This window comes from Phormidesmis priestleyi BC1401, assembly GCF_001650195.1.
Lineage (GTDB): Bacteria > Cyanobacteriota > Cyanobacteriia > Leptolyngbyales > Leptolyngbyaceae > Phormidesmis_A > Phormidesmis_A priestleyi_B.
This window is the reverse complement of sequence record NZ_LXYR01000026.1, coordinates 24,407-43,629: the sequence shown is the minus strand read 5'-3', so window position 1 is coordinate 43,629 and position 19,223 is coordinate 24,407. Positions and strand designations below refer to the sequence as shown.

The window sequence follows — 19,223 nt, the reverse complement described above, 5'->3', positions numbered from 1 at the left end:
ATCACTCTGGTTCAAAGCCGAGAAAAGTTTAGGGTTTCTTCAGGTCAAATTTTCAAGCCTGTAGTGCTGCAAACCACTCGTAGATTAAACCTGACGGAGCGCTTAAAAACTGTGGCAAAAAAAGACGAGGCAACGATTCCAGAGCAAAAAGCAAGCTTTAACCCCAACACGTTTGTCCAGGAAACGAGAGAAGAACTGGACAAAGTGGTGTGGCCTAGCCGACAGCAATTGATCAGCGAGTCAATCGCGGTGATTTTGATGGTGACGCTCTCTGCAACCCTAATCTACCTGGTAGATCAACTCTTTCGATGGGCACAGGTGAAGGTGTTTGGATGACTTTTACATCAGATACATCAGACGAGTCGAGAGACTTAAATCAACCCTATAGTGCAGCAGGCGAAAACCCCGAAGAAGCCGTCCAGCTTGAGAAAGCTCGTTGGTATGCCATTCAAGTTGCTTCTGGCTGCGAGAAACGAGTCAAAGCTAACCTAGAGCAGCGCATCCAAACGTTGGATGTTACCAATCGAATTTTGGACGTTCAGATTCCCGAAACCCCAGTTCTCAGACCTCAAAAAGACGGCAAGGCTAAAGAAGGCGCAGAAAAAGTCTTTCCTGGCTATGTCTTAGTGAGAATGCTGATGGATGACGACACATGGCAGGTGATCAAAAACACGCCCAACGTAATCAACTTTGTCGGAGCGGAGCAGAAACGCCGTTATGGTCGAGGTCGAGGGCACGTCAAACCAATGCCCTTGGGTCACTCTGAAGTTGAACGCATCTTCAAGCAGTCCCAAGAGCAGGAGCCAGTCAGAAAAATTGACATGGCAGCAGGCGATAAGATCGTCGTGCTTTCAGGTCCGTTTAAGGACTTTGAAGGCGAAGTGATTGAGGTGAGCGGTGAGCGTAACAAACTCAAGGCTCTGCTTTCTATCTTCGGGCGAGATACCCCCGTCGAACTAGAAGTCAATCAAGTTCAGAAAAGTTAATTTCGATTCGCAAAGAGATCACGATCGATGGCAAAAAAAGTCGCAGCGGTTATTAAGTTAGCCATTAACGCTGGAAAAGCAAACCCAGCCCCTCCGATCGGTCCCGCGCTAGGTCAGCACGGGGTCAACATCATGATGTTCTGCAAGGAATATAACGCTAGAACTGCTGACCAGGCAGGGATGGTGGTTCCGGTAGAAATCTCGGTCTATGAAGATCGCAGTTTCACCTTCATTCTCAAGACTCCTCCTGCGTCTAAGCTCATTGCAAAAGCGGCGGGAATTGAGACTGGCTCTGGTGAACCCAACCGTAAAAAAGTAGGGTCGATCACTCGCGCTCAGTTAGAGGACATTGCAAAGACCAAAATGCCTGACCTGAATGCCAATGACATTGAAGCAGCGATGAAAATCATCGAAGGCACTGCTAGAAACATGGGCATCACGGTTAGCGCTTAAGACATCAATCACACTTAATTGGGGGAGAGGGCAGTCCTCGTTAGTGACCCCAGGAGAAAACATGGCGAAGATATCGCGAAGAGTTAGAGAACTACAGGCAAAAGTTGAGGAGCGTCCCTACGATCCTTTGGAGGCACTCAATCTTTTGAAGGAAACGGCAACGGCTAAGTTTGCCGAGTCAGCAGAGGCGCACGTGCGTCTAGGCATCGATCCCAAGTATGCCGACCAGCAGTTGAGAACGACCGTATCGCTTCCTAGAGGAACGGGTCAGACAATTCGGGTTGCTGTAATTGCGCGAGGCGAGAAGGTCAACGAGGCAGCGGTTGCAGGCGCAGATCTCTCAGGTTCTGAGGAACTGATCGATGAAATCCAAAAGGGAATGATGGATTTCGATCTGCTGATCGCGACTCCTGATATGATGCCCCAAGTAGCAAAGTTGGGTAGAGTTTTGGGTCCGCGCGGTTTGATGCCGTCTCCTAAAGGGGGCACCGTCACCTATGATTTGGGTCCGGCGATCGCTGAATTCAAAGCGGGTAAGCTAGAGTTTCGGGCAGACAAAACGGGCATCGTTCACGTTTTGTTTGGCAAAGCCGCTTTCCCGACTGAAGACTTGATGGCGAACTTGAAAGCGCTGCAAGAAACCATCGATCGCAACCGTCCTGCGGGCGCGAAAGGTCGATATTGGCGAACCGTTTACATCTCTTCTACGATGGGTCCGTCGATCGAGGTTGACATCAACGCGCTGCGTGACTTTAAACTAGAGGACGCTGCGTAAGTCAGTTCTTCATGGAGAGAAAGGCTTAAAGAAAACTTTGCTCGAATTAAATAAGCCAAGCCGGAGACAGCAGGTGCGTTTAGCATAAATCCCTGCCGAGGTTTGCATTCAAACGTCTAGATGCGTGACTGATCGCCTCGGACTTAGAATGCACCTCGCCCCGGCACATCAATGTCGGGGTTTGTTTTTGGCTTGGCATGAGAGCAAATCAAGTGTGACTGAAACCCAATTTAAGGAGGTGATTTCGAGTGGGTAGAACGTTAGAAAGCAAGAAGCAGATTATTGCTGATCTTAAGGAATCGCTGGGCGAATCGCAATTGATGTTCATTGTCAATTATCGAGGTCTCAGCGTGAAGGAGATCGGAGATTTGCGGAATCGTCTTCGTCCTAAGGGCGCAAGCTGTCAAGTGGCGAAAAACACGTTTATGGGCATCGCAGTCCAAAACGACGATCGCTGGCAAGCCGTGAGTGAAATTCTCAAGGGTGACTCGGCGTTTGTGATGGTCAAAGATGACCTGGGCGGCGCAATCAAAGCCTATCAAGACTTCCAAAAAGCTAGCAAAAAAACCGAAATTCGCGGCGGCGTGATGGACGGCAAACTGCTGACTGAGGCAGATTTGAAAGCGATCGCAGAACTGCCTTCCAAGGAGCAACTTCTGGCACAAATTGCTGGCGCAATCAACGGCGTGGCAACTCAACTGGCAGTTGGTATTAACGAAGTGCCGTCTGGTCTGGCACGCGCAATCAAGCAAATTTCTGAGAAGGAATCTGCTCAAGAATGAGAAACGAAGGATAAGAGACGAACGGATAATGTCCAGTTCAAATCTTAGACTTTAACGCTCACAGTTCAAAACTTTGGAATTTTAGGAGTAATCAAATGGCTGCTGTTGAAGAAATCATTGACAAGTTGAAAGGTTTGACTCTGCTGGAAGCGGCAGATCTGGTCAAGCAAATCGAAGAGACCTTTGGCGTAAGTGCGGCGGCTCCGGCTGGCGGCATGATGATGATGGCTCCGGGTGCAGCGGCTCCGGCTGAAGAAGTCGAAGAGCAGACCGAATTTAGCGCGGTCTTGGATGATGTGCCTGCGGATAAGAAGATTGCAATTCTGAAAGTCGTTCGGACGATCACCGGATTGGGTCTGAAGGAAGCAAAAGATCTCGTGGAAGCTGCACCAAAAGCGCTGAAAGAAGGCGTTGCAAAAGCTGAAGCTGAAGACATCAAGAAGCAAATCGAGGACGTTGGCGGTAAGGTTTCAGTTAAATAATCGATGCCTCAATCACTCTGATGATATAGGAGTCTCTTTGAGGCTCCTTTTTTGTGATGCCAATTTCATTTTTGAATGTGACAGATCTTGTGCCACGGCAAAATCGGCAAGACGTTTCACCGAAGCGTCTCTACAGCATCGGGTAGATCCATCATCCGTCGCATTCATTGGTCGATTTGGTATGACATTACCTATTTCAAGTCTAATAATCCTTCTTCTTTGAGCTTGGGATTGAAGCGAATTTCTTCTTGAATTCCACGGGCTTTGAGTTGAGTCAAGATTTCGGCTTCAACTCGTCGCGCTACATTTTTGAGAATTTTGATTTGGGTGATTTCTTCGATCGTCGTCTTCGTGTAATTCGCCTCCTCTTCAGGAGTCATCATGCCTTTAACTTGAATGGGCTGATTCCATTTGGCTTCGTCGATGCCGTTGCCGAGAGGAATCGAGCCATTTTCAGCAATCCAGGTGTCTCGAATGCCTTCAAGCAGGGTGCGACTGGGACGATCGACTGGGCTAAACTTCACCCAATAACAGCGTTGAGGCTGACGGACTAAATGTTGCTTTAATCCTAAAAAAACGTCACGAGAAAATCCCACGAATTGCAGGATTTTCTGCTGATCAAACACGGCGTATGCCCCAACTTTTCCGCGAAGGTCTTCGGGCAGTTGACCTGAATCGCTGATGTAGGGAACAAAGTCCAAACTCGCAAGGGTTGGAATGATGGTTTGAGAAGTCATTTTGAACTAGGGAACGGGTGAATCGCGTTATCGAACTTTTCTATAAATGGCACATAATCGACTGGGCTTAAAAACTTTCGCTTTGAACATAAAGTTTGGAGGCACATTGACGATCGCGTGATCCGCAGACTGATGAAATTTCTCAAACTCGGCGGGCATTCCTTTGGGTGTGGCGGTCGTGTAGGGAATGGGCTGAAAGAGCAGTTCTGTAAATTCGACTTGATCGCAGGGCAGGGCTTGAGCGACCTGCTGCAAAAACGCCTCACTTCTCAGCAGTTCAAACAACACCGTTTTGACTTCAGGGTCGAGAGAGAAACTGCTGTCGAAGTTTTCAATAATTTTAAGTCCCATTTTTTAACCCGTTGGCGACTTGGTGTGAGCCTCGATCGTATACCGTTGAGGATGTTTTTTATCAGCCGATTGCACTGTCTCCCATTTCCCGTAAAATCGTGAGATGAAAAAACAGCAGCCGTCCGTCAACATTCCCGCGTGTGCCTGGAGCCGTCCGATCGGGCTGGGGTGGGAAAAGCCTTACACCGTCCGATATGCCAGCAATTTAGATGATGGTCCGTGGCACGGGATGCCGTTAGGCGGATTTGGAGCAGGGTGCATTGGGCGATCGTCACGGGGCGATTTCAATCTCTGGCACATTGACGGCGGCGAACACGTTTTTCAGACAATGCCGGGGTGTCAGTTTAGTGTGTTTGAGCAGGTTGGCACCCAGACTCAGGTTTATGCGTTGAGTACCGAGGATGACGATCGCTTAAAAACCTGGAGACGATATCCTGCGAGTCAAGCCGAACAGTCAACCGGGACCTATTCGGCACTCTATCCTCGGAGTTGGTTTGTCTACGAGAATGTTTTTCAAGCTGAACTGACGTGTGAACAGTTTTCGCCGATTATCGCGGACAACTATCAAGAGACGAGCTACCCGATCGCTGTTTTTGAGTGGACTGCACACAATCCTACTGATCAGCCGATTACTCTCAGTGTGATGCTGACTTGGGAAAATATGGCGGGCTGGTTTACCAATTCGCTCAAGTCGCCAGAGGTGCAGATGCGCGATGACGGCAGCCCATTTTATGACTATCAGCCTCGGCTGGGACAAAGCGCGGGAAATTTTAATTCTCTAATCGGAGATGAACAGAGAATCGGTGTCGTTATGGGAAAAGGTGAGGGAGACGATCCCTTAGAAGGCGATGGGCAATGGGCGATCGGGACGCTTCTTAACCCGTATCTTTGGGAGGTTTCTTATCACACTCGCTGGAATCCAGTCGGGGATGGGAGTGATTTGTGGCAGACGTTTTCTCAAGATGGATCACTGCCCGATCTAGATGATGAAACTCTCGCAAACGTCGGAGAGCAAATTGGAAGCGCGATCGCCGTTCGATTCACTCTCAAGCCGGGGCAAACTCTCAAAATTCCGTTTGTCCTCAGTTGGGATTTTCCGGTGACGGAGTTTGCAGCCGGGGTCAACTATTTCCGACGCTATACTGACTTCTTTGGGCGCACCGGATTGAATGCCTGGACGATCGCGCGCACGGCGTTGAAACATTATCGAACCTGGCAGGAAAAAATTCTGACCTGGCAGCAGCCGATTCTCGATCGAGACGATTTGCCCGACTGGTTCAAAATGGCGTTGTTTAATGAGCTTTACATTCTCACCGATGGCGGAGCGTTGTGGAGTGCCGCCGATGAGCGCGATCCAATCGGTCAGTTTGCGGTGCTAGAGTGTCTTGACTATCGCTGGTATGAAAGTCTGGATGTGAGACTATATGGCTCGTTCGGATTGTTAATGCTGTGGTCTAAGTTAGAAAAATCGGTGATGCGGGCATTTGCTCGATCGATTCCAACCAGTGATGAGAAGACGCGGGTGATTGGCTATTACTACACCATTGGGGCAGAGAGTCCGATGGCGATTCGCAAAGTTGCGGGTGCCACTCCTCACGACTTGGGCGCACCGAATGAGCATGTGTGGGAAAAAACCAATTACACCAGTTATCAAGACTGTAATCTTTGGAAAGATTTGGGATCAGATTTTGTGTTGCAGGTTTATCGCGATTATGTGCTCACAGGCGCAACAGATGTGGAATTTCTGAGTGAGTGTTGGGACGCAGTTGTTGAGACACTTCATTATCTAAAAGCGTTTGATCTCGATAATGATGGCATTCCTGAAAACTCTGGTGCGCCGGATCAAACCTTTGACGATTGGCGATTGCAAGGTGTGAGCGCCTACTGTGGAGGATTGTGGATTGCGGCGTTGGAGGCAGCGATCGCGATCGGGCAGATTCTCATCACCAATCCCAATCATTCATCCGTTACAGAATCCATTGCGATTTTTTCAACTTGGTTGAGTCAATCTCGTCCCATTTACCAATCGAAACTCTGGAATGGTCAATATTATCGTCTCGACAGCAACAGCGGATCTGATGTGGTGATGGCAGATCAGCTTTGCGGACAATTTTATGCAAGATTGCTCAATTTACCCGATGTGGTTTCGCAAGAATGCGCGGAGTCGGCGCTTAAAACAGTCTTTGATGCTTGTTTTGTTCGATTTAACCAGCGCACCTCTTCTGTAATTGGGGCTGCAAACGGCGTTCGTCCTGATGGGTCTCCTGAAAACCCCAATGCGACGCACCCGCTCGAAGTTTGGACAGGCATCAACTTTGGGCTAGCAGCATTCTTAGTGCAAATGGGAATGAAAACTGAAGCGATGACTCTGACGGAAGCAGTCGTGCGACAAATTTATGATCACGGCTTGCAGTTTCGCACGCCAGAAGCGATTACTGCCACCGGAACGTTTCGGGCGAGTCACTATCTAAGGGCAATGGCGATTTGGGCGATTTATGGAATGTTGAGCGATGAATTGATCTAAGAGGATGTTTGAACCGCGATCGTTTATCGCGTCACCCGCCCCGGACTGAAAGTCGGGGCTAACGGTGCGAAGTCTGTTGAAACAGACTAAAGGCTTTGACCTGGTTGGCTTTTTTAGTCCCTTTAGGGACTTCGCACCGTTAGACCGTGATTTTTAATCACGGGCGGGTGAGCAACGAAGCCAAGAAACTTTCAATCCGTTTCAAACATTCTCTAGATCAAACTGGCAACCTCGGCGTTTAAAGTGGCGCGGCTGTGGAAGAGTTGTACAAAGGTGTCGCTGACGGTGTGATCTTTGGTGTTTGCAGCATAGAGGATGAGCTTTTCGCGCAGGTCGGCGGCTGCGTCGAGAGAAAGCAAGGTGGCTAATAAGAAGTAAACGCCTCGAAAACGGGAATCTCCCATGTGATCGATCAGGCGATTCTGTGCAGTTTCACCATCACCCAAAAACGTTTGCACAATAAAGAACTCCATGATCTTGTCGTGGCGACAATACCATTCATGCTGGGGTTCTCCTTTGGCATCTTTCCATTGACGACTGACGACCATCTTGTATTGTTCGTCTTCCATGCTGGTCAGTTCTTGCAGAAATTCACTGGGAGGAATGGCTTTCTCGTCGTTGAGGCGAAGTTGATAGAGCGCTTCGGCAAATTTCTTTATGGGGAAGTCTTGGTTCCAGCGATCGTGATAATCTGCCGCCATCAGTTGATATTGCTGCTCTTGTAAACGGAAGAGATCGGGTGTTTTTCCGAGGGCGATCATCTGAGCAACGACGGTGAGATCCATCGGGTTAGAAAGGATGCGCTGGGTAGCGGCGAGTTCTTCAGAGGATTGGTTGGGGTTGAGTGCTTGGGCGAGATAGCTGCGGCACGAGTCGGCATAGGTGGCTTCTGATGTGGGAGCCACGATCGCAGATCTAGAAAGCAAGAAGGTTTCGATCTGATCGGTCTGGAGCGGTTGCAGTTCGTAGATCTTGGCGGTGGTGGGGGCAATCCATTCGATCGGTTGGGTGGTCAAAATGATGTTGCCTTTGAAGTAGCTTTCGACAAATTGGCTAATCTTGGCGCGAGTGTCGGCACTGACTTCGTTTAAGCCGTCGATGCAGATGTCGATCGCGCCACTATAAATCAGATTTTTGAGGAATTCTGCGTCTTGTGCCTGTCCGTGAAGCTTGGCTTGGATAGCTTCGATGACTCCGTTCTCGCATTTTCGGGCGGGTAAGAAGACAACGATGCGAGAGCTTTGCTGCACGAGGTGGCGCAAGAACATCGATTTGCCTAAACCGGAACTGCCTTCGAGGATGGTCTGTCCTTGGATGGCGGTCAGGGTGGTGTTGAGCGGGGTGACGTGTCGAGAGCCGACGAGAATGACGTTTGACTCTGGAAAGTAGGCAGTGGGATCGAAGTTTGTGAGACGAGCATCGGCAAGGAGGGAGAATTTGAAGGGTTCAAACAGTTTGCGACGGAGGAAGGGCACCCAAGCAAGCAGAAAGCCGACGTAGCCGACACCGATAATTTTGCGTACCCACGGATTCCAGAAGAATACGGCTTGAACCCAGGAATATTTGGGATAGGCAAAGATCAGGGCAACCCAGAAGAGGAGGTGTGCAGCGAGGGCGTAGCCAGATTCCTTGAGGTGTTTCCAAACGGTGAGGGCATCAATGGCTTTTTTGACGGTATCGGCTTCGTCAAAGTTGGCACTGCTGAGGTTTTTGTAGTGCTGTTCGAGCAGTAAAGCGTCGCTGAGGTGCCATTTTCCTCGACTGCTGACGCTGGCAATGGCTCCAGCCAGTTCTTTGCGAAGTCTGGGGAAATCACGGCTGGGTTCCCAGGCTTTCTTGAAGACTCCCAAGGCTTTTCTGAGTTCATCAGCGGAAAGCTCATCTGGCTTGGAAAGCGATTCAGGAGGACTAACCCACCTCATTAATGTTTTAATGTTGCTGTCTCCTCTGCTGTAGAAGTAAGAAGAGAAACGCATTTTGTAAAGATCCTCAGAAGCAACATCAAAAGTACGATCAATGAGAACAAATATCTCACCTAAGCTCAACTGCTTGAGATTACCTAGTGCCAGAGCCGCACTGGAGCGGAGAGAGGAGTATTCTTTGCTGTTATTGAGAACAGTGGTGAGGGCTTGCACCGCAGCAGGACTAGTTCTGCCTAAATTGCCGAGCGCCTCAGTCGCTCTATAGCGGAGATAGAAGTATTCTTTGCTGTTGTTGAGAACAGTGGTGAGGGCTTGCATCGCAGCAGGACTGGTTTTGTCTAAATTTCCGAGTGCCTCAGCCGCGCTGTAGCGGAGAGCGGAACCTTCCTTACTGTTGTTGAGAACAGTGGTGAGGGCTTGCACCGCAACAGGACTGGTTTTGTCTAAATTTCCGAGTGCCTCAGCCGCGCTATAGCGGAGATCGGAGTTTTCTTTGCTGTCGCTGAAAAGAGTGACAAGGGCTTGCACTGCAACAGGACTGGTTTTGTCTAAATTTCCGAGTGCCCAAGCCGCACGGGAGCGGAGATCGGAGCTTTCTTTGCTGTCATTAAGAACAGTGGTAAGAAATTGCACCGCAACAGGGCTGGTTTTGTCCAAATTGCTTAGTGCTACAGCGGCACGGGAGCGGAGAGCGGAGTTTTCTTTGCTGTCATTAAGAACAGTGGTAAGAAATTGCACCGCAACAGGGCTGGTTTTGTCCAAATTACTTAGTGCTACAGCCGTACTGTAGCGGAGATCGGAACTTTCTTTGCTGTTGTTGAGAACAGTAGTGAGGGCTTGTACCGCAGCAGGGCTGGCTTTGTCTAAATTACTTAATGCCAGAGCTGCACTGTAGCGGAGAGCGGAGTTTTCTTTGCTGTCGTTGAGAACAATAGTGAGGGCTTGTACCGCAACAGGGCTGGCTTTGTCTAAATTGCTTAGTGCCACAATTGCCCTAGAGCGAAAATCGAAGTTTTCTTTGCTGTCATTAAGAACAGTGGTAAGAAATTGCACCGCAACAGGGCTGGTTTTGTCCAAATTACTTAGTGCTACAGCCGTACTGTAGCGGAGATCGGAACTTTCTTTGCTGTTGTTGAGAACAGTAGTGAGGGCTTGTACCGCAGCAGGGTTGGTTTTATCTAAATTGCTTAGTGCCACAGCCGCGCTGGGGCGGAGATAGGAGTCTTCTTTGCTGTCGTTGAGAGCAGCGAGCGCTCTTTTCCCAATCTCCTCTGACTGCTTAGGAAACGCTTTCAGATCTGCTGCATCAAACTCGACTAGTTTTTCAAAAGCCTTCTGCTTAACTCCTGAATATCCATCATCCAAAGCTGCCAAAATGCCGTTGATTTGCCATTCCTGAAGTTTTGGCTTCGGTTTTTCCTTGGCATTCCCAAACGAAACACCGATGGAGAGCGAAAAGAGGAACGCAAGGAAGCACCCGATGAACACAGAACGATGAACGCGGAACGGAAAGCGGGGGAAAGGACGATCGATTCTTCTACGCATGAGCCTCAACCATCAGAGGGCATAAATCGCACTACACCAATTTAATCTGTAATTCCTTGTAAGCATGATATATCTCTAGGCGATCGGACTTTACTCCCACGATTCCATGCCGTAACATCATCCTCCGTTCTTTTTTAGACAGCAATTGACCTCTGAAGTCAAACGATCGCTCTTTGAGGTGCAACGATCGACCTTTGAAGTCAAATGATCGCCCTCTGGAGTAGAATGATTGACCTCTGAGGTGAAACATTCGACTTCTGAAGTCAAACGATCGCTCTTTGAGCTGCAACGATCGCATCTTGGAGAAGTCAGGGGATTTTGAAGCCCGACACTTCTATCTCGATCGGGTTCGCTTGAGCAATGCCATCGCTTCGGTCGAGTCAGGAACGATCGAATTTCAGAATTAGAACGTTTTGATTTAGACTCCGATCGCAGAAACCTAGCTAAACTAGGACGCTTGGGGCAATTCCATTGATTTCAACCCCAGCCCTAACTCCTTCAACAAGAAAAACAACTGCTCTACCTTGCCTTCCACCGCCGGAGTTTGAACCGATAATTGCTCAAACCAATCATCCCCTTTCCCTCTTGCCTTTGCCACATTCTGCAACGCCACCCAAAATAACTCTAAATCCTCCTCCTCCAGCGCCGCATTTAAATAGGCAATTGCCCGTTCAGAGTCTTGTAGATAACCCATCAACTCTTGCTCATAACTTCTGCTCTTAGGCATTATCTTGACTCCTATAATCAATCCAATACTGTTCCGCTTTCTCAATATCTCGCTGCTGCGTACTCTTATCGCCACCCCACAAAATCACAATCACCTGACTGCTGACTCGTCCAAAATACACACGATAGCCAGCCCCTGTATCCACGCGAAGCTCAAACATTCCGTCGGCGATCGGCTTGTGATCTCCCAAGTTTCCTCGCTTTGCCCGATCAATCCTCAACAAAATTTTGGCAGACGCTTGCAAATCTCTCAAGGCAGTTAGCCATTCCGAAAACGGCACCCGTCCCGCTTCAGTTTCATAGATTTCGACAGAAAGAGGAACGGCTTCCAAAGCACTCAATCTCTTTATTCACTGAGTTCTACTTTAGCCTGGTCTCTGGGCGATCGGACTTTACTCTCACAATTTTGTGCCGTGATACCATCCTTCGTTCTTTTTTAGGCAACGATTGACCTCTGAAGTCAAACGATCGACCTCTGAAGCAGAACGATCGACCTTTGAAGTCAAACGATCGCTCTTTGAAGTCAAACGATCGCCCTTGGGAGTGGAATGATTGACCTCTGAGGTGAAAAAACCGACTTCTGAAGTCAAACGATCGCTCTTTGAGATGCCACGATCGTCACTAAGACATAAGTTCTAATGGTTTTGGCTCAACGCTTAGAGTTTGTCCTATGCTGAGGAAGCAGGTAGTTTCGCAGTATATCTGATATGACGGTTCAGTTGCGCCGATCGCTCGTGTTTGGGGGAGTGGGTTTCACACTCTTTATCTGGTTATTTGAAAACGTTCACAGCTTGGGCGAATGGGCACCTGCGATCGTCATCGGCAGTGGCATTGCCTGGTTATCTTTGCGGTTTCAGTCAACTGAAGACGCAAAACCTGTCGCACCCGTAAATCTGGCAACTGTCAAAACTGCTCTGGCAGATGCCGAAGGAGTAATCAACCAACTGGCAGTTGAAGCGAAAGATTGGACGATCGACGGCAGCGCTCAACAATTGTTGGAGTTGCGATCGCAAATCAATCAAATCACCACCGAACTGCAACGAGAAGAGATTCGGCTTGCTGTCATGGGCGGTAAATCGGTCGGAAAGACATCGCTGACGCAGCTCCTGCGATCGACATGGGCATCAGAGCTATCGCAAAGTCTCAGTCTCACTGACACTCCAGAATTGTTTGCGGCAACTGAGAGCGGCATCATTGCAGAACGAGATGCCTGGAATGTGGCACGATCGGCAGACCTGGTTCTGTTTTTGACGAATGGCGATCTGACCGCAACTCAACTTCAGGTGATTCGCAAATTGACCGCCGCACACAAACGCATCGTGCTGGTGTTAAACAAACAAGATCACTATTTGCCAGACGAACAGCAACAGTTGCTGAATCAACTTCGACAACGAGTAGACGGAATCTTAGGTTCGCAGGATGTAATAGCGATCGCTACTAATCCCAAACCCAGAAAAGTCCGACAGCATCAAGCCGATGGTTCTATTAAAGAATGGCTAGAAACGCCAGAGCCACAGATTTCAGCGTTGACCGATCGCTTGAGTCAAATTCTCATGCAAGAAGGTAAACAACTGGTTTTAGCGAGTTCGTTTGGCAACGCTGCTGAGATTAAAACAGAGGCAAAAAAGGCATTGAATACGGTGCGTCGCGATCGGGCGCTTCCCCTGATCGATCAGGCGCAGTGGATTGTGGCAACGACTGCCTTTGCCAACCCGTTTCCCGCACTGGATCTGCTAGCGGCGGCGGCGATCAATGCCCAAATGGTGATGGATCTGAGTAAGCTCTATCAGCAAAAGTTCTCTCTAAACCAGGCAAAAACGGTTGCTACCACAATGGCAAGTTTGATGGTGAAATTGGGAGTCGTAGAAATCTCGACCCAAGCGATCGCCACCGTTCTTAAAACTAATGTCGTCACTTATATCGCGGGTGGGCTGCTGCAAGGAGTCAGTGCTGCCTATCTGACGCGACTCGCCGGATTGACGCTGATTGAGTATTTTGAGGGTGACATCCCAGATGGGACGGTGAAGCGAGATCTACTTCAGCAAATTATGGAGAAGATTTTCCAGCAAAATCAGCGAATCCCATTCTTGCAAGCGTTTGTTAAACAAGCGGTCGATAAACTCAAATCGACAACGCTGACTCCTAAAATAGAACCGTGGACGACTGAGCCATCTGCCCAACTGCCCGCGCCGCAAGAGCAGCTTTTGCAACTGGGAGCAAAACTTAAAGAGGAGCCACGATCGTCTCAAAGCCCAATTCTTCTAGAAATGCTTCAAGAGGAAGTTATTGCCTCTTAAATCGTTTACGAATGGTGTGAGAATGAAATTACGAATGCTAATGGCAACGCTGTTGAGTTGTGGAATCGCTCCTGCCGCAATGGCAAGTGGATTGCCCCTGCAAATCGGAATGTATCGTATGGGATCGAGTAATTATATTCAAATTGCGGTGAAAGGCGATCGACTTTGCTATAACGGGTTTTCGTCAAGAGGCTCGGCAGTTGGCTCGATCGTGCCCGATTCAAAATTTCAGGGAGTCTATCGCATTAATGGACTGGATAATCTGGTGCTTTATCAACAAGACATCAAAACGTTGCTGTATGGAGAAGTCAATCAGATGAATGCCTACACTTCAGACTATGAGACTACGAGAACGATCGGCACAACGTTGCAGCAGTGTCTCGACTCGAATGCTCCATTTTTTAAGCGAGAAGGCATTTCACCCTCACCATTGCCGCTCTTTAAACGACAAAATCCGCTTCCTCGGTAGCCAGTCGTCAGGTAGGGTTTTCACGATCGCATAATCCCGGCCCAAACCTGCCATTCTGCACGAAAATAGATTTAGCGTTCATCGGTTTAACCGTGAGTCAAGCTCAATCTTCTCAATCGACTTCACGCCCCACACTTCAAGAGACGCAGCTCACACGGGCACGGGCAAGTTTGCGTCAAGCCGTGGCGAATTATTCGCGCTATTTTCGATCGTCTAAAAATCCCGCCCTGCAAACGTCGCTCAAGAAAGACCTCGATCGACTGTCTGCCAATCTCAATAAGTTGGATAACGCGATCGTGCGGATTGCCGTGTTTGGCTTGGTGAGCCGAGGCAAGTCTGCGATTTTGAACGCGCTGCTCGGAGAGAAAGTTTTAGAAACGGGTCCGATTAACGGAGTGACGCTCAAACCGCAGGTGATTCGATGGTCGCCAACGGGAGGAATTGTGCCGCCAGAACGTGCGATCGTGCCTCAAGGTGCCAAGGTGCAAATCGAACTGATCGACACCCCCGGACTCGATGAAGTCGATGGGCAAACCCGCGCAGATATGGCGCGAGACGTAGCAGAACAAGCAGATCTGATTCTGTTTATCGTCGCTGGAGACATCACCCGCACCGAATACAAAGCCCTCTGTGACCTGCGACAGGCGCAAAAGCCTTTGATTCTCGTGTTTAACAAAATTGACTTATATCCCGATCAGAGTCGGCAGGCGATTTATGAAAGTTTGCAGCGATTAGGCGCAAGAACCGGAAACGGCGCACGACTTCAGCAATTATTAACCGCCGACGAGATTGTGATGGTTGCGGCAGAGCCAGCCCCCCTGCAAATGCGCGTTGAGTGGGCAGACGGACGGGTGACTCACGAATGGGAAACGCCACCGTCGCAAATTGATGAATTGAAATACAAGATTCTCACGATCTTGAATCGGGAAGGTCGATCGCTGCTTGCGCTCAATGCTCTCTTTCAGGCAAAAAACGCTGAGACACGTATGGCAGAGGCGATCGTTGAAATCCGCAACACCGATGCAGAGGCATTAATTTGGAAATTCACCCGATATAAAGCGCTGGCAGTGGGGCTGAACCCGATCGCCATCCTCGATTTAATGGGCGGTGCAATCTCAGATCTGGCGATGATTCGCGCGTTGGCTGAGTTATACGGGTTGCCGATGACGCGCTATGAAGCAGGCAAATTATTAAAGACGATTCTGATCAGTTCTGGCAGTCTGCTGTTGAGCGAAATCGGCAGCGGCATTCTGCTGGGAGTGGGCAAAAGCGCCACCGCGATCGCCACGGGCACAGACACCTCAGCCGGATTCTCAGCTTTGGCAGGAGTCTCGATCGTCCAGGCTGGAATCGCAGGCTACGGGTCATATTCAGTCGGTCGGGCGGCGCAAATCTATTTAGAACAAGGCTGTACGTGGGGTTCGCAAGGTGCCAGTACGGTGATTCAAGACATTCTTAACCAAGTTGAACCCAACACCATTATTTATCGATTGCGCCAAGAATTAATGTAGAGACGTTTCGGTGAAACGTCTCCAAAATCATCGGTTGGGTTGCCCGATCGTGCCACAGTCCGACGTTTTACATCACGGTGCGAATAAAAAATTTACGAATGCGGTGGAGGGTTGGTTTACCCGATGTCGTCGGGAGACGTTTCACCGAAACGTCTCTACGAATGGGGATGCCTATGCTTTTTCCCAAATGGCTCGGATTTCGTCGGGTAAGAAATTTGCGACTTCTTTGATGCGATCGTCAGACAACTCATCTTTTGTGGCTGAGAAGACTGCTTCGACCGCCGACTCTGGCGGAATCGTGACCGCTAAACCCGCTTCTTGTTTAATGCGGAACAAAAATGTGCTGGATTTAATTTTGAGCGGGGGACGAATACGGCTGAGAAAATGAACGATCGGATTCGTGTCTTCCCACAGGTCTGCGACTTCTGTAGCAAGCGGAGTTGCGGCATAGAGCGTTTTGTCGGTGTTGCCTTCTTCCATCGGTTCGTGGAGTTCTTCGGCGACGTGCTCGACCGCTTCGTTGGTCATCATGTCGCGCATCGTGCGGAACACGACTTCGGTAATGTCTCTCGCGTCATAATGCTCTTGCAATCCTGTTTTGAGCATGACCTTCTCTAAGAACGGCATATCTTTGCTGTAAACCGGAACTGCCGCACCCTGATTCATACTCTTGGGAGGATTTGCCTCCATTTCCTCCAGCATTTTTTCGCCTTTTGGGGTCAGTTCTGCCTTTTTGAACTCAATCAGGTGAGGCAACGGACCATCCGGTGCGCCGTAAGTATTGGCAATTCTCAAGCCGAATTCTTCTTCATCTACCAGATCGGGAACATCATCTTGATTTGCATAAGCATTGCCCGAAAACTCAGCGTTAATATATTGCCGTTGATTGAGATAGTCTAAGTGTCCCAAAATGTCTGCGATCGACATCTCAAGACCTGCAAAATCGGTATCTGTAAAATTCACTGGGTCAGGACCGGGAACTCGATCGCTGTCGTGAATCTTTTTTAACATGATATAAACTACGTCATCTCGAATGGCGATCGGCATAACAAATCTCCTGTATTAAATAGCGTCGAAAGTGTCGTGTCTACGACATCAAAACTATTACGCAATCCTGCTGATCAAGTCATCTGCCAGGAGTGACATTGTTGTAGACAAGATTTATATCATCAGGCAGATTGATCGCACAAAATCAGCTTATTGAGTATAAAAATAAAGAAATGTAGAACGCACAGAAGCGATCGCAGTAACTAACGATAAGGTAGACTCAACGCTAACTGTGCAATAACGCCAAAACAAACGTACTTATGGTGAACTATCCGTCCAATCCTGAAACAACCTCAACATCTGATCTGTCAGGTGAAAACTTGGTGGGTGGTGCAAATGGCATCAACATTGTCGAGGTGATTGAAACGGTCATTAACAGCCTCGATCAAACCAATAGCGCAATGGTCAGCCACAATGACAGTGGAAATGTCTGGAAGTTTAAATATGGCAGCGTTGAAGCGTTTGTGCAGCTTACGGGCACGACTGATGATGATACGTTTACGGCTTGGGCAACCGTTCTGACATTACCCGCTAAAAATGAGCCGCAGCTCATGAGAAAATTGCTCGAAATGAACTGGAAAACCACCTTCGAGTCGGCGTTTGCCATCTTTGAAAATCAGGTTGTCGTCTTGTCAAGCCGCACAGTAGCCGAGTTATCGCCCGGTGAAATTTCGCGATTGATCACCGTCGTGGCGACGATCGCTGATGACAACGATGATGCCCTACAAGCCGAGTTTGCGAGTTGAGCTACACGGGCGATCGCTGGCTAGATAGGCGATCGTAAGCCGATCCAAAATCATCGGTTGTAATGTGAATCGCACTCGGATCGCTCAAGCCCTGACCGCGATAGCGACGCACTGCTTCTAAGGCAGCCTGATTACTCAAAAGCGCCAGGTCAGCCCCATTCCAGCCTTCGGTTTGAGTTGCCCAAGTATCTAAATCGACATCGGCTAGGGGACGATCGTGATTGTGAACCTGCAAGATTGAGAAACGACTGGCTCGATCGGGCAAATCGATTTTGATCTGCAAGTCTAACCGCCCCGATCGCAGTAAGGCAGGATCGAGTGCCTCTGGGCGATTGGTCGCTCCAATCAGCAGCACATTAGAACAGTCGTGCAAGCCATCTAGCTCGGTGAGCAGTTGACCAACGACGCGATCGCTCACCCCTGAATCACCCTGATAGCTGCCTCGCGCCGGAGCAAGCGTGTCAATCTCATCGACAAACACGACGCAGGGAGAGGCTTGTCGCGCTTTCACAAACAGTTCTCGTACAGCTTGCTCAGATGCCCCAACCCATTTGCTCATCAACTCAGGACCGTTGACCGCAATAAAATTTGCTCGTGCCTGAGACGCAACTGCTTTCGCCAACAGCGTTTTGCCCGTGCCCGGAGGTCCCCACAGCAAGATGCCTCGCGGCGCTTTGGCTTTCGTTCGCTGATAGAGTTCGGGATAGAGCAGTGCCCCTTCAACCGACTCTTGCAAGCTTTGTTTGACTGATTCCAGTCCGCCGATCGAGTCCCATGCAATGTTGGGCGACTCAACTTCTACGGATCTTAAAACAGCAGGTTTAATCTGCTTAATCGCCTTCAAAAAGTCGCTCTGCGTCACGCTCATCGTGTGGGGAGTCGGATCGCTGAAAGAAGGCACCAAACGACGCAGCGCCACATACGCCGCTTTTTGGCACAGGGCTTTTAGATCTGCACCGACCATTCCTCCCGCAAAATCCGCGATCGTGTCCAAATTCACCGTTTCATCCAGCGACATCGCCTGCGTCAGAATGCGAAGGATTTCTAATCGCCCTGCCCGATCGGGGATGCGAAACTGAATCTCTCGATCGAACCGTCCGGGACGGCGCAGCGCAGGATCAAGGTGATCAGCCCGATTAGTCGCCGCTAACACGATCACGCCTTTGGTTTTGGCAAATCCATCCATTAAGCTCAACAGTTGAGCGACGACGCGCTTTTCAACCTCACCTTCGACCTTGGAACGATCGGGCGCGAGGCTATCAATCTCGTCGATGAAAACAATGCAGGGCGCAGAGCGGGAGGCTTTTTCAAACAGACTTCGCAGTCGCGCTTCGGCTTCTCCGTAATATTTGCCCATGATTTCGGGTCCGACGATCGCAATGTAGTTTACGCCTAAATCTTCGGCTAGTGTACGAGCGGTCAACGTTTTGCCAGTGCCTGGAGGACCGACCAAGAGAACGCCGCGCGGAGGTTCTAGCCCCAATTTGGTGAGCAACTCTGAGCGTTTGAGGGGCAGTTCCACCAATTCCCGCAGTTCTCTGACGATTTCTGACAGTCCGCCGATGCCGCTCAACGATTCGGGCGAGTAACTGTCGGCAGGGGGCGGCGTGATAATCACCTCGCTGACGGTTGTGGTGGTTTGAGCGCCATCTTCAGCAGCATCTTGTCGAAAATAGCGACGATCGACGTGAGTGCGAGTTTGCACATCAATCCTAAATCCTTCACCATCGCCTCGCCCCTCTAGCTCTCTGACCAACCCCAGGAGATCTTCAAATCCCCGATCGATGAACTCTTCAAAGTCTTTTAAAAGATCGCTCATGTGAGTATTACCGCCCCAGTGCATTCAGTATAGACATTCCTATCCTTGGCG

Annotated in this window: 18 protein-coding genes and 1 other annotated feature; of the genes, 11 read left to right on the top strand and 7 right to left on the bottom strand. The window is 49.4% G+C overall.

Features of this window, described 5'->3' with window-relative positions; translation table 11 throughout:
* The first annotated feature begins 111 nt into the window (after positions 1–111).
* The 6 genes from secE to rplL all read left to right on the top strand — a co-directional run bounded on the left by secE (position 112) and on the right by rplL (position 3,478).
* The gene (gene secE / locus A8707_RS14635; protein WP_068818006.1) at positions 112–336 is read left to right on the top strand and encodes a preprotein translocase subunit SecE; all 225 of its coding nucleotides are present in this window, start codon (positions 112–114) and stop codon (positions 334–336) included.
* A complete protein-coding gene (gene nusG, locus A8707_RS14630) occupies positions 333–986 on the top strand; it encodes a transcription termination/antitermination protein NusG (protein ID WP_068817984.1) in 654 nt (217 codons plus the stop codon). The genes secE and nusG overlap by 4 nt, the downstream gene beginning before the upstream one ends.
* A 27-nt stretch (positions 987–1,013) precedes the next feature.
* On the top strand, positions 1,014–1,439 hold the full coding sequence (gene rplK / locus A8707_RS14625) for a 50S ribosomal protein L11 (protein ID WP_068817983.1): 426 nt from the start codon (positions 1,014–1,016) through the stop codon (positions 1,437–1,439).
* Between the two features lie 61 nt (positions 1,440–1,500).
* Complete coding sequence (gene rplA, locus A8707_RS14620) at positions 1,501–2,214, top strand: 50S ribosomal protein L1 (RefSeq protein ID WP_068817982.1); 714 nt, start codon at positions 1,501–1,503, stop codon at positions 2,212–2,214.
* A gap of 42 nt (positions 2,215–2,256) precedes the next feature.
* Positions 2,257–2,409, top strand: a sequence feature (ribosomal protein L10 leader region).
* A gap of 53 nt (positions 2,410–2,462) precedes the next feature.
* On the top strand, positions 2,463–2,996 hold the full coding sequence (rplJ, locus tag A8707_RS14615) for a 50S ribosomal protein L10 (RefSeq protein ID WP_068817981.1): 534 nt from the start codon (positions 2,463–2,465) through the stop codon (positions 2,994–2,996).
* A 95-nt stretch (positions 2,997–3,091) separates the two neighbouring features.
* Positions 3,092–3,478, top strand: a complete 387-nt coding sequence (rplL, locus tag A8707_RS14610) for a 50S ribosomal protein L7/L12 (RefSeq protein ID WP_068817980.1) — start codon at positions 3,092–3,094, stop codon at positions 3,476–3,478.
* Positions 3,479–3,669: 191 nt separating this feature from the next.
* On the opposite strand, the gene A8707_RS14605 is transcribed toward rplL, so the two are convergent.
* Together A8707_RS14605 and A8707_RS14600 are read right to left on the bottom strand one after the other, a co-directional pair.
* Positions 3,670–4,215: a GIY-YIG nuclease family protein gene (locus tag A8707_RS14605; RefSeq protein ID WP_068817979.1), complete on the bottom strand. Its 546-nt coding sequence runs from the start codon at positions 4,213–4,215 to the stop codon at positions 3,670–3,672.
* A 27-nt stretch (positions 4,216–4,242) separates the two neighbouring features.
* Positions 4,243–4,566, bottom strand: coding sequence for a hypothetical protein (locus A8707_RS14600; RefSeq protein ID WP_068817978.1), 324 nt, complete (start codon positions 4,564–4,566; stop codon positions 4,243–4,245).
* 103 nt (positions 4,567–4,669) lie between these two features.
* Here A8707_RS14600 and A8707_RS14595 point away from each other — a divergent pair, with 103 nt between their 5' ends.
* Complete coding sequence (locus tag A8707_RS14595; RefSeq protein WP_068817977.1) at positions 4,670–7,090, top strand: GH116 family glycosyl hydrolase; 2,421 nt, start codon at positions 4,670–4,672, stop codon at positions 7,088–7,090.
* Positions 7,091–7,302: 212 nt separating this feature from the next.
* Here the strand turns inward: A8707_RS14595 and A8707_RS14590 are convergent, their stop codons facing one another.
* The 3 genes from A8707_RS14590 to A8707_RS14575 all read right to left on the bottom strand — a co-directional run bounded on the left by A8707_RS14590 (position 7,303) and on the right by A8707_RS14575 (position 11,615).
* A complete protein-coding gene (locus tag A8707_RS14590) occupies positions 7,303–10,557 on the bottom strand; it encodes a HEAT repeat domain-containing protein (protein WP_068817976.1) in 3,255 nt (1,084 codons plus the stop codon).
* A gap of 448 nt (positions 10,558–11,005) precedes the next feature.
* Complete coding sequence (locus tag A8707_RS29095; RefSeq protein WP_068817974.1) at positions 11,006–11,284, bottom strand: helix-turn-helix domain-containing transcriptional regulator; 279 nt, start codon at positions 11,282–11,284, stop codon at positions 11,006–11,008.
* A complete protein-coding gene (locus A8707_RS14575) occupies positions 11,277–11,615 on the bottom strand; it encodes a type II toxin-antitoxin system RelE/ParE family toxin (RefSeq protein WP_068818005.1) in 339 nt (112 codons plus the stop codon). The genes A8707_RS29095 and A8707_RS14575 overlap by 8 nt, the downstream gene beginning before the upstream one ends.
* 375 nt (positions 11,616–11,990) lie before the next feature.
* Between A8707_RS14575 and A8707_RS14570 the strand changes: the two genes are divergently transcribed.
* The 3 genes from A8707_RS14570 (at position 11,991) to A8707_RS14560 (ending at position 15,560) form a co-directional block, all read left to right on the top strand.
* Entirely contained in the window at positions 11,991–13,580 is a 1,590-nt protein-coding gene (locus A8707_RS14570) for a slr1306 family protein (RefSeq protein WP_068817973.1), read from the top strand.
* 22 nt (positions 13,581–13,602) lie between these two features.
* Positions 13,603–14,049 (top strand): hypothetical protein, encoded by a 447-nt coding sequence (locus A8707_RS14565; protein ID WP_156518588.1) that lies wholly within the window; start codon positions 13,603–13,605, stop codon positions 14,047–14,049.
* A gap of 92 nt (positions 14,050–14,141) precedes the next feature.
* Positions 14,142–15,560, top strand: a complete 1,419-nt coding sequence (locus tag A8707_RS14560; protein WP_068817971.1) for a GTP-binding protein — start codon at positions 14,142–14,144, stop codon at positions 15,558–15,560.
* 171 nt (positions 15,561–15,731) lie between these two features.
* Here the strand turns inward: A8707_RS14560 and A8707_RS14555 are convergent, their stop codons facing one another.
* The gene (locus A8707_RS14555; protein WP_068817970.1) at positions 15,732–16,607 is read right to left on the bottom strand and encodes a DUF2267 domain-containing protein; all 876 of its coding nucleotides are present in this window, start codon (positions 16,605–16,607) and stop codon (positions 15,732–15,734) included.
* A gap of 260 nt (positions 16,608–16,867) precedes the next feature.
* Here A8707_RS14555 and A8707_RS14550 point away from each other — a divergent pair, with 260 nt between their 5' ends.
* The gene (locus A8707_RS14550; protein ID WP_068817969.1) at positions 16,868–17,353 is read left to right on the top strand and encodes a YbjN domain-containing protein; all 486 of its coding nucleotides are present in this window, start codon (positions 16,868–16,870) and stop codon (positions 17,351–17,353) included.
* Between the two features lies 1 nt (position 17,354).
* Here A8707_RS14550 and A8707_RS14545 read toward each other — a convergent pair whose 3' ends face one another.
* Positions 17,355–19,172 carry an AAA family ATPase gene (locus A8707_RS14545; RefSeq protein WP_068818004.1) on the bottom strand — a complete coding sequence of 606 codons (1,818 nt, stop codon included), beginning with the start codon at positions 19,170–19,172 and terminating at the stop codon, positions 17,355–17,357.
* Positions 19,173–19,223: the final 51 nt, after the last annotated feature.

Excerpts from the sequence above, each read along its gene's own strand:
- A8707_RS14570 (WP_068817973.1), top strand. The coding sequence starts at position 11,991 with ATGACGGTTCAGTTGCGCCGATCGCTCGTGTTTGGGGGAGTGGGTTTC.
- A8707_RS14605 (WP_068817979.1), bottom strand. The coding sequence starts at position 4,215 with ATGACTTCTCAAACCATCATTCCAACCCTTGCGAGTTTGGACTTTGTT.
- rplK (WP_068817983.1), top strand. The coding sequence starts at position 1,014 with ATGGCAAAAAAAGTCGCAGCGGTTATTAAGTTAGCCATTAACGCTGGA.
- nusG (WP_068817984.1), top strand. The coding sequence starts at position 333 with ATGACTTTTACATCAGATACATCAGACGAGTCGAGAGACTTAAATCAA.
- rplA (WP_068817982.1), top strand. The coding sequence starts at position 1,501 with ATGGCGAAGATATCGCGAAGAGTTAGAGAACTACAGGCAAAAGTTGAG.
- A8707_RS14550 (WP_068817969.1), top strand. The coding sequence starts at position 16,868 with ATGGTGAACTATCCGTCCAATCCTGAAACAACCTCAACATCTGATCTG.
- A8707_RS14595 (WP_068817977.1), top strand. The coding sequence starts at position 4,670 with ATGAAAAAACAGCAGCCGTCCGTCAACATTCCCGCGTGTGCCTGGAGC.
- A8707_RS14555 (WP_068817970.1), bottom strand. The coding sequence starts at position 16,607 with ATGCCGATCGCCATTCGAGATGACGTAGTTTATATCATGTTAAAAAAG.
- A8707_RS29095 (WP_068817974.1), bottom strand. The coding sequence starts at position 11,284 with ATGCCTAAGAGCAGAAGTTATGAGCAAGAGTTGATGGGTTATCTACAA.
- rplL (WP_068817980.1), top strand. The coding sequence starts at position 3,092 with ATGGCTGCTGTTGAAGAAATCATTGACAAGTTGAAAGGTTTGACTCTG.
- A8707_RS14545 (WP_068818004.1), bottom strand. The coding sequence starts at position 19,172 with ATGAGCGATCTTTTAAAAGACTTTGAAGAGTTCATCGATCGGGGATTT.
- A8707_RS14565 (WP_156518588.1), top strand. The coding sequence starts at position 13,603 with ATGAAATTACGAATGCTAATGGCAACGCTGTTGAGTTGTGGAATCGCT.
- A8707_RS14600 (WP_068817978.1), bottom strand. The coding sequence starts at position 4,566 with ATGGGACTTAAAATTATTGAAAACTTCGACAGCAGTTTCTCTCTCGAC.
- A8707_RS14590 (WP_068817976.1), bottom strand. The coding sequence starts at position 10,557 with ATGCGTAGAAGAATCGATCGTCCTTTCCCCCGCTTTCCGTTCCGCGTT.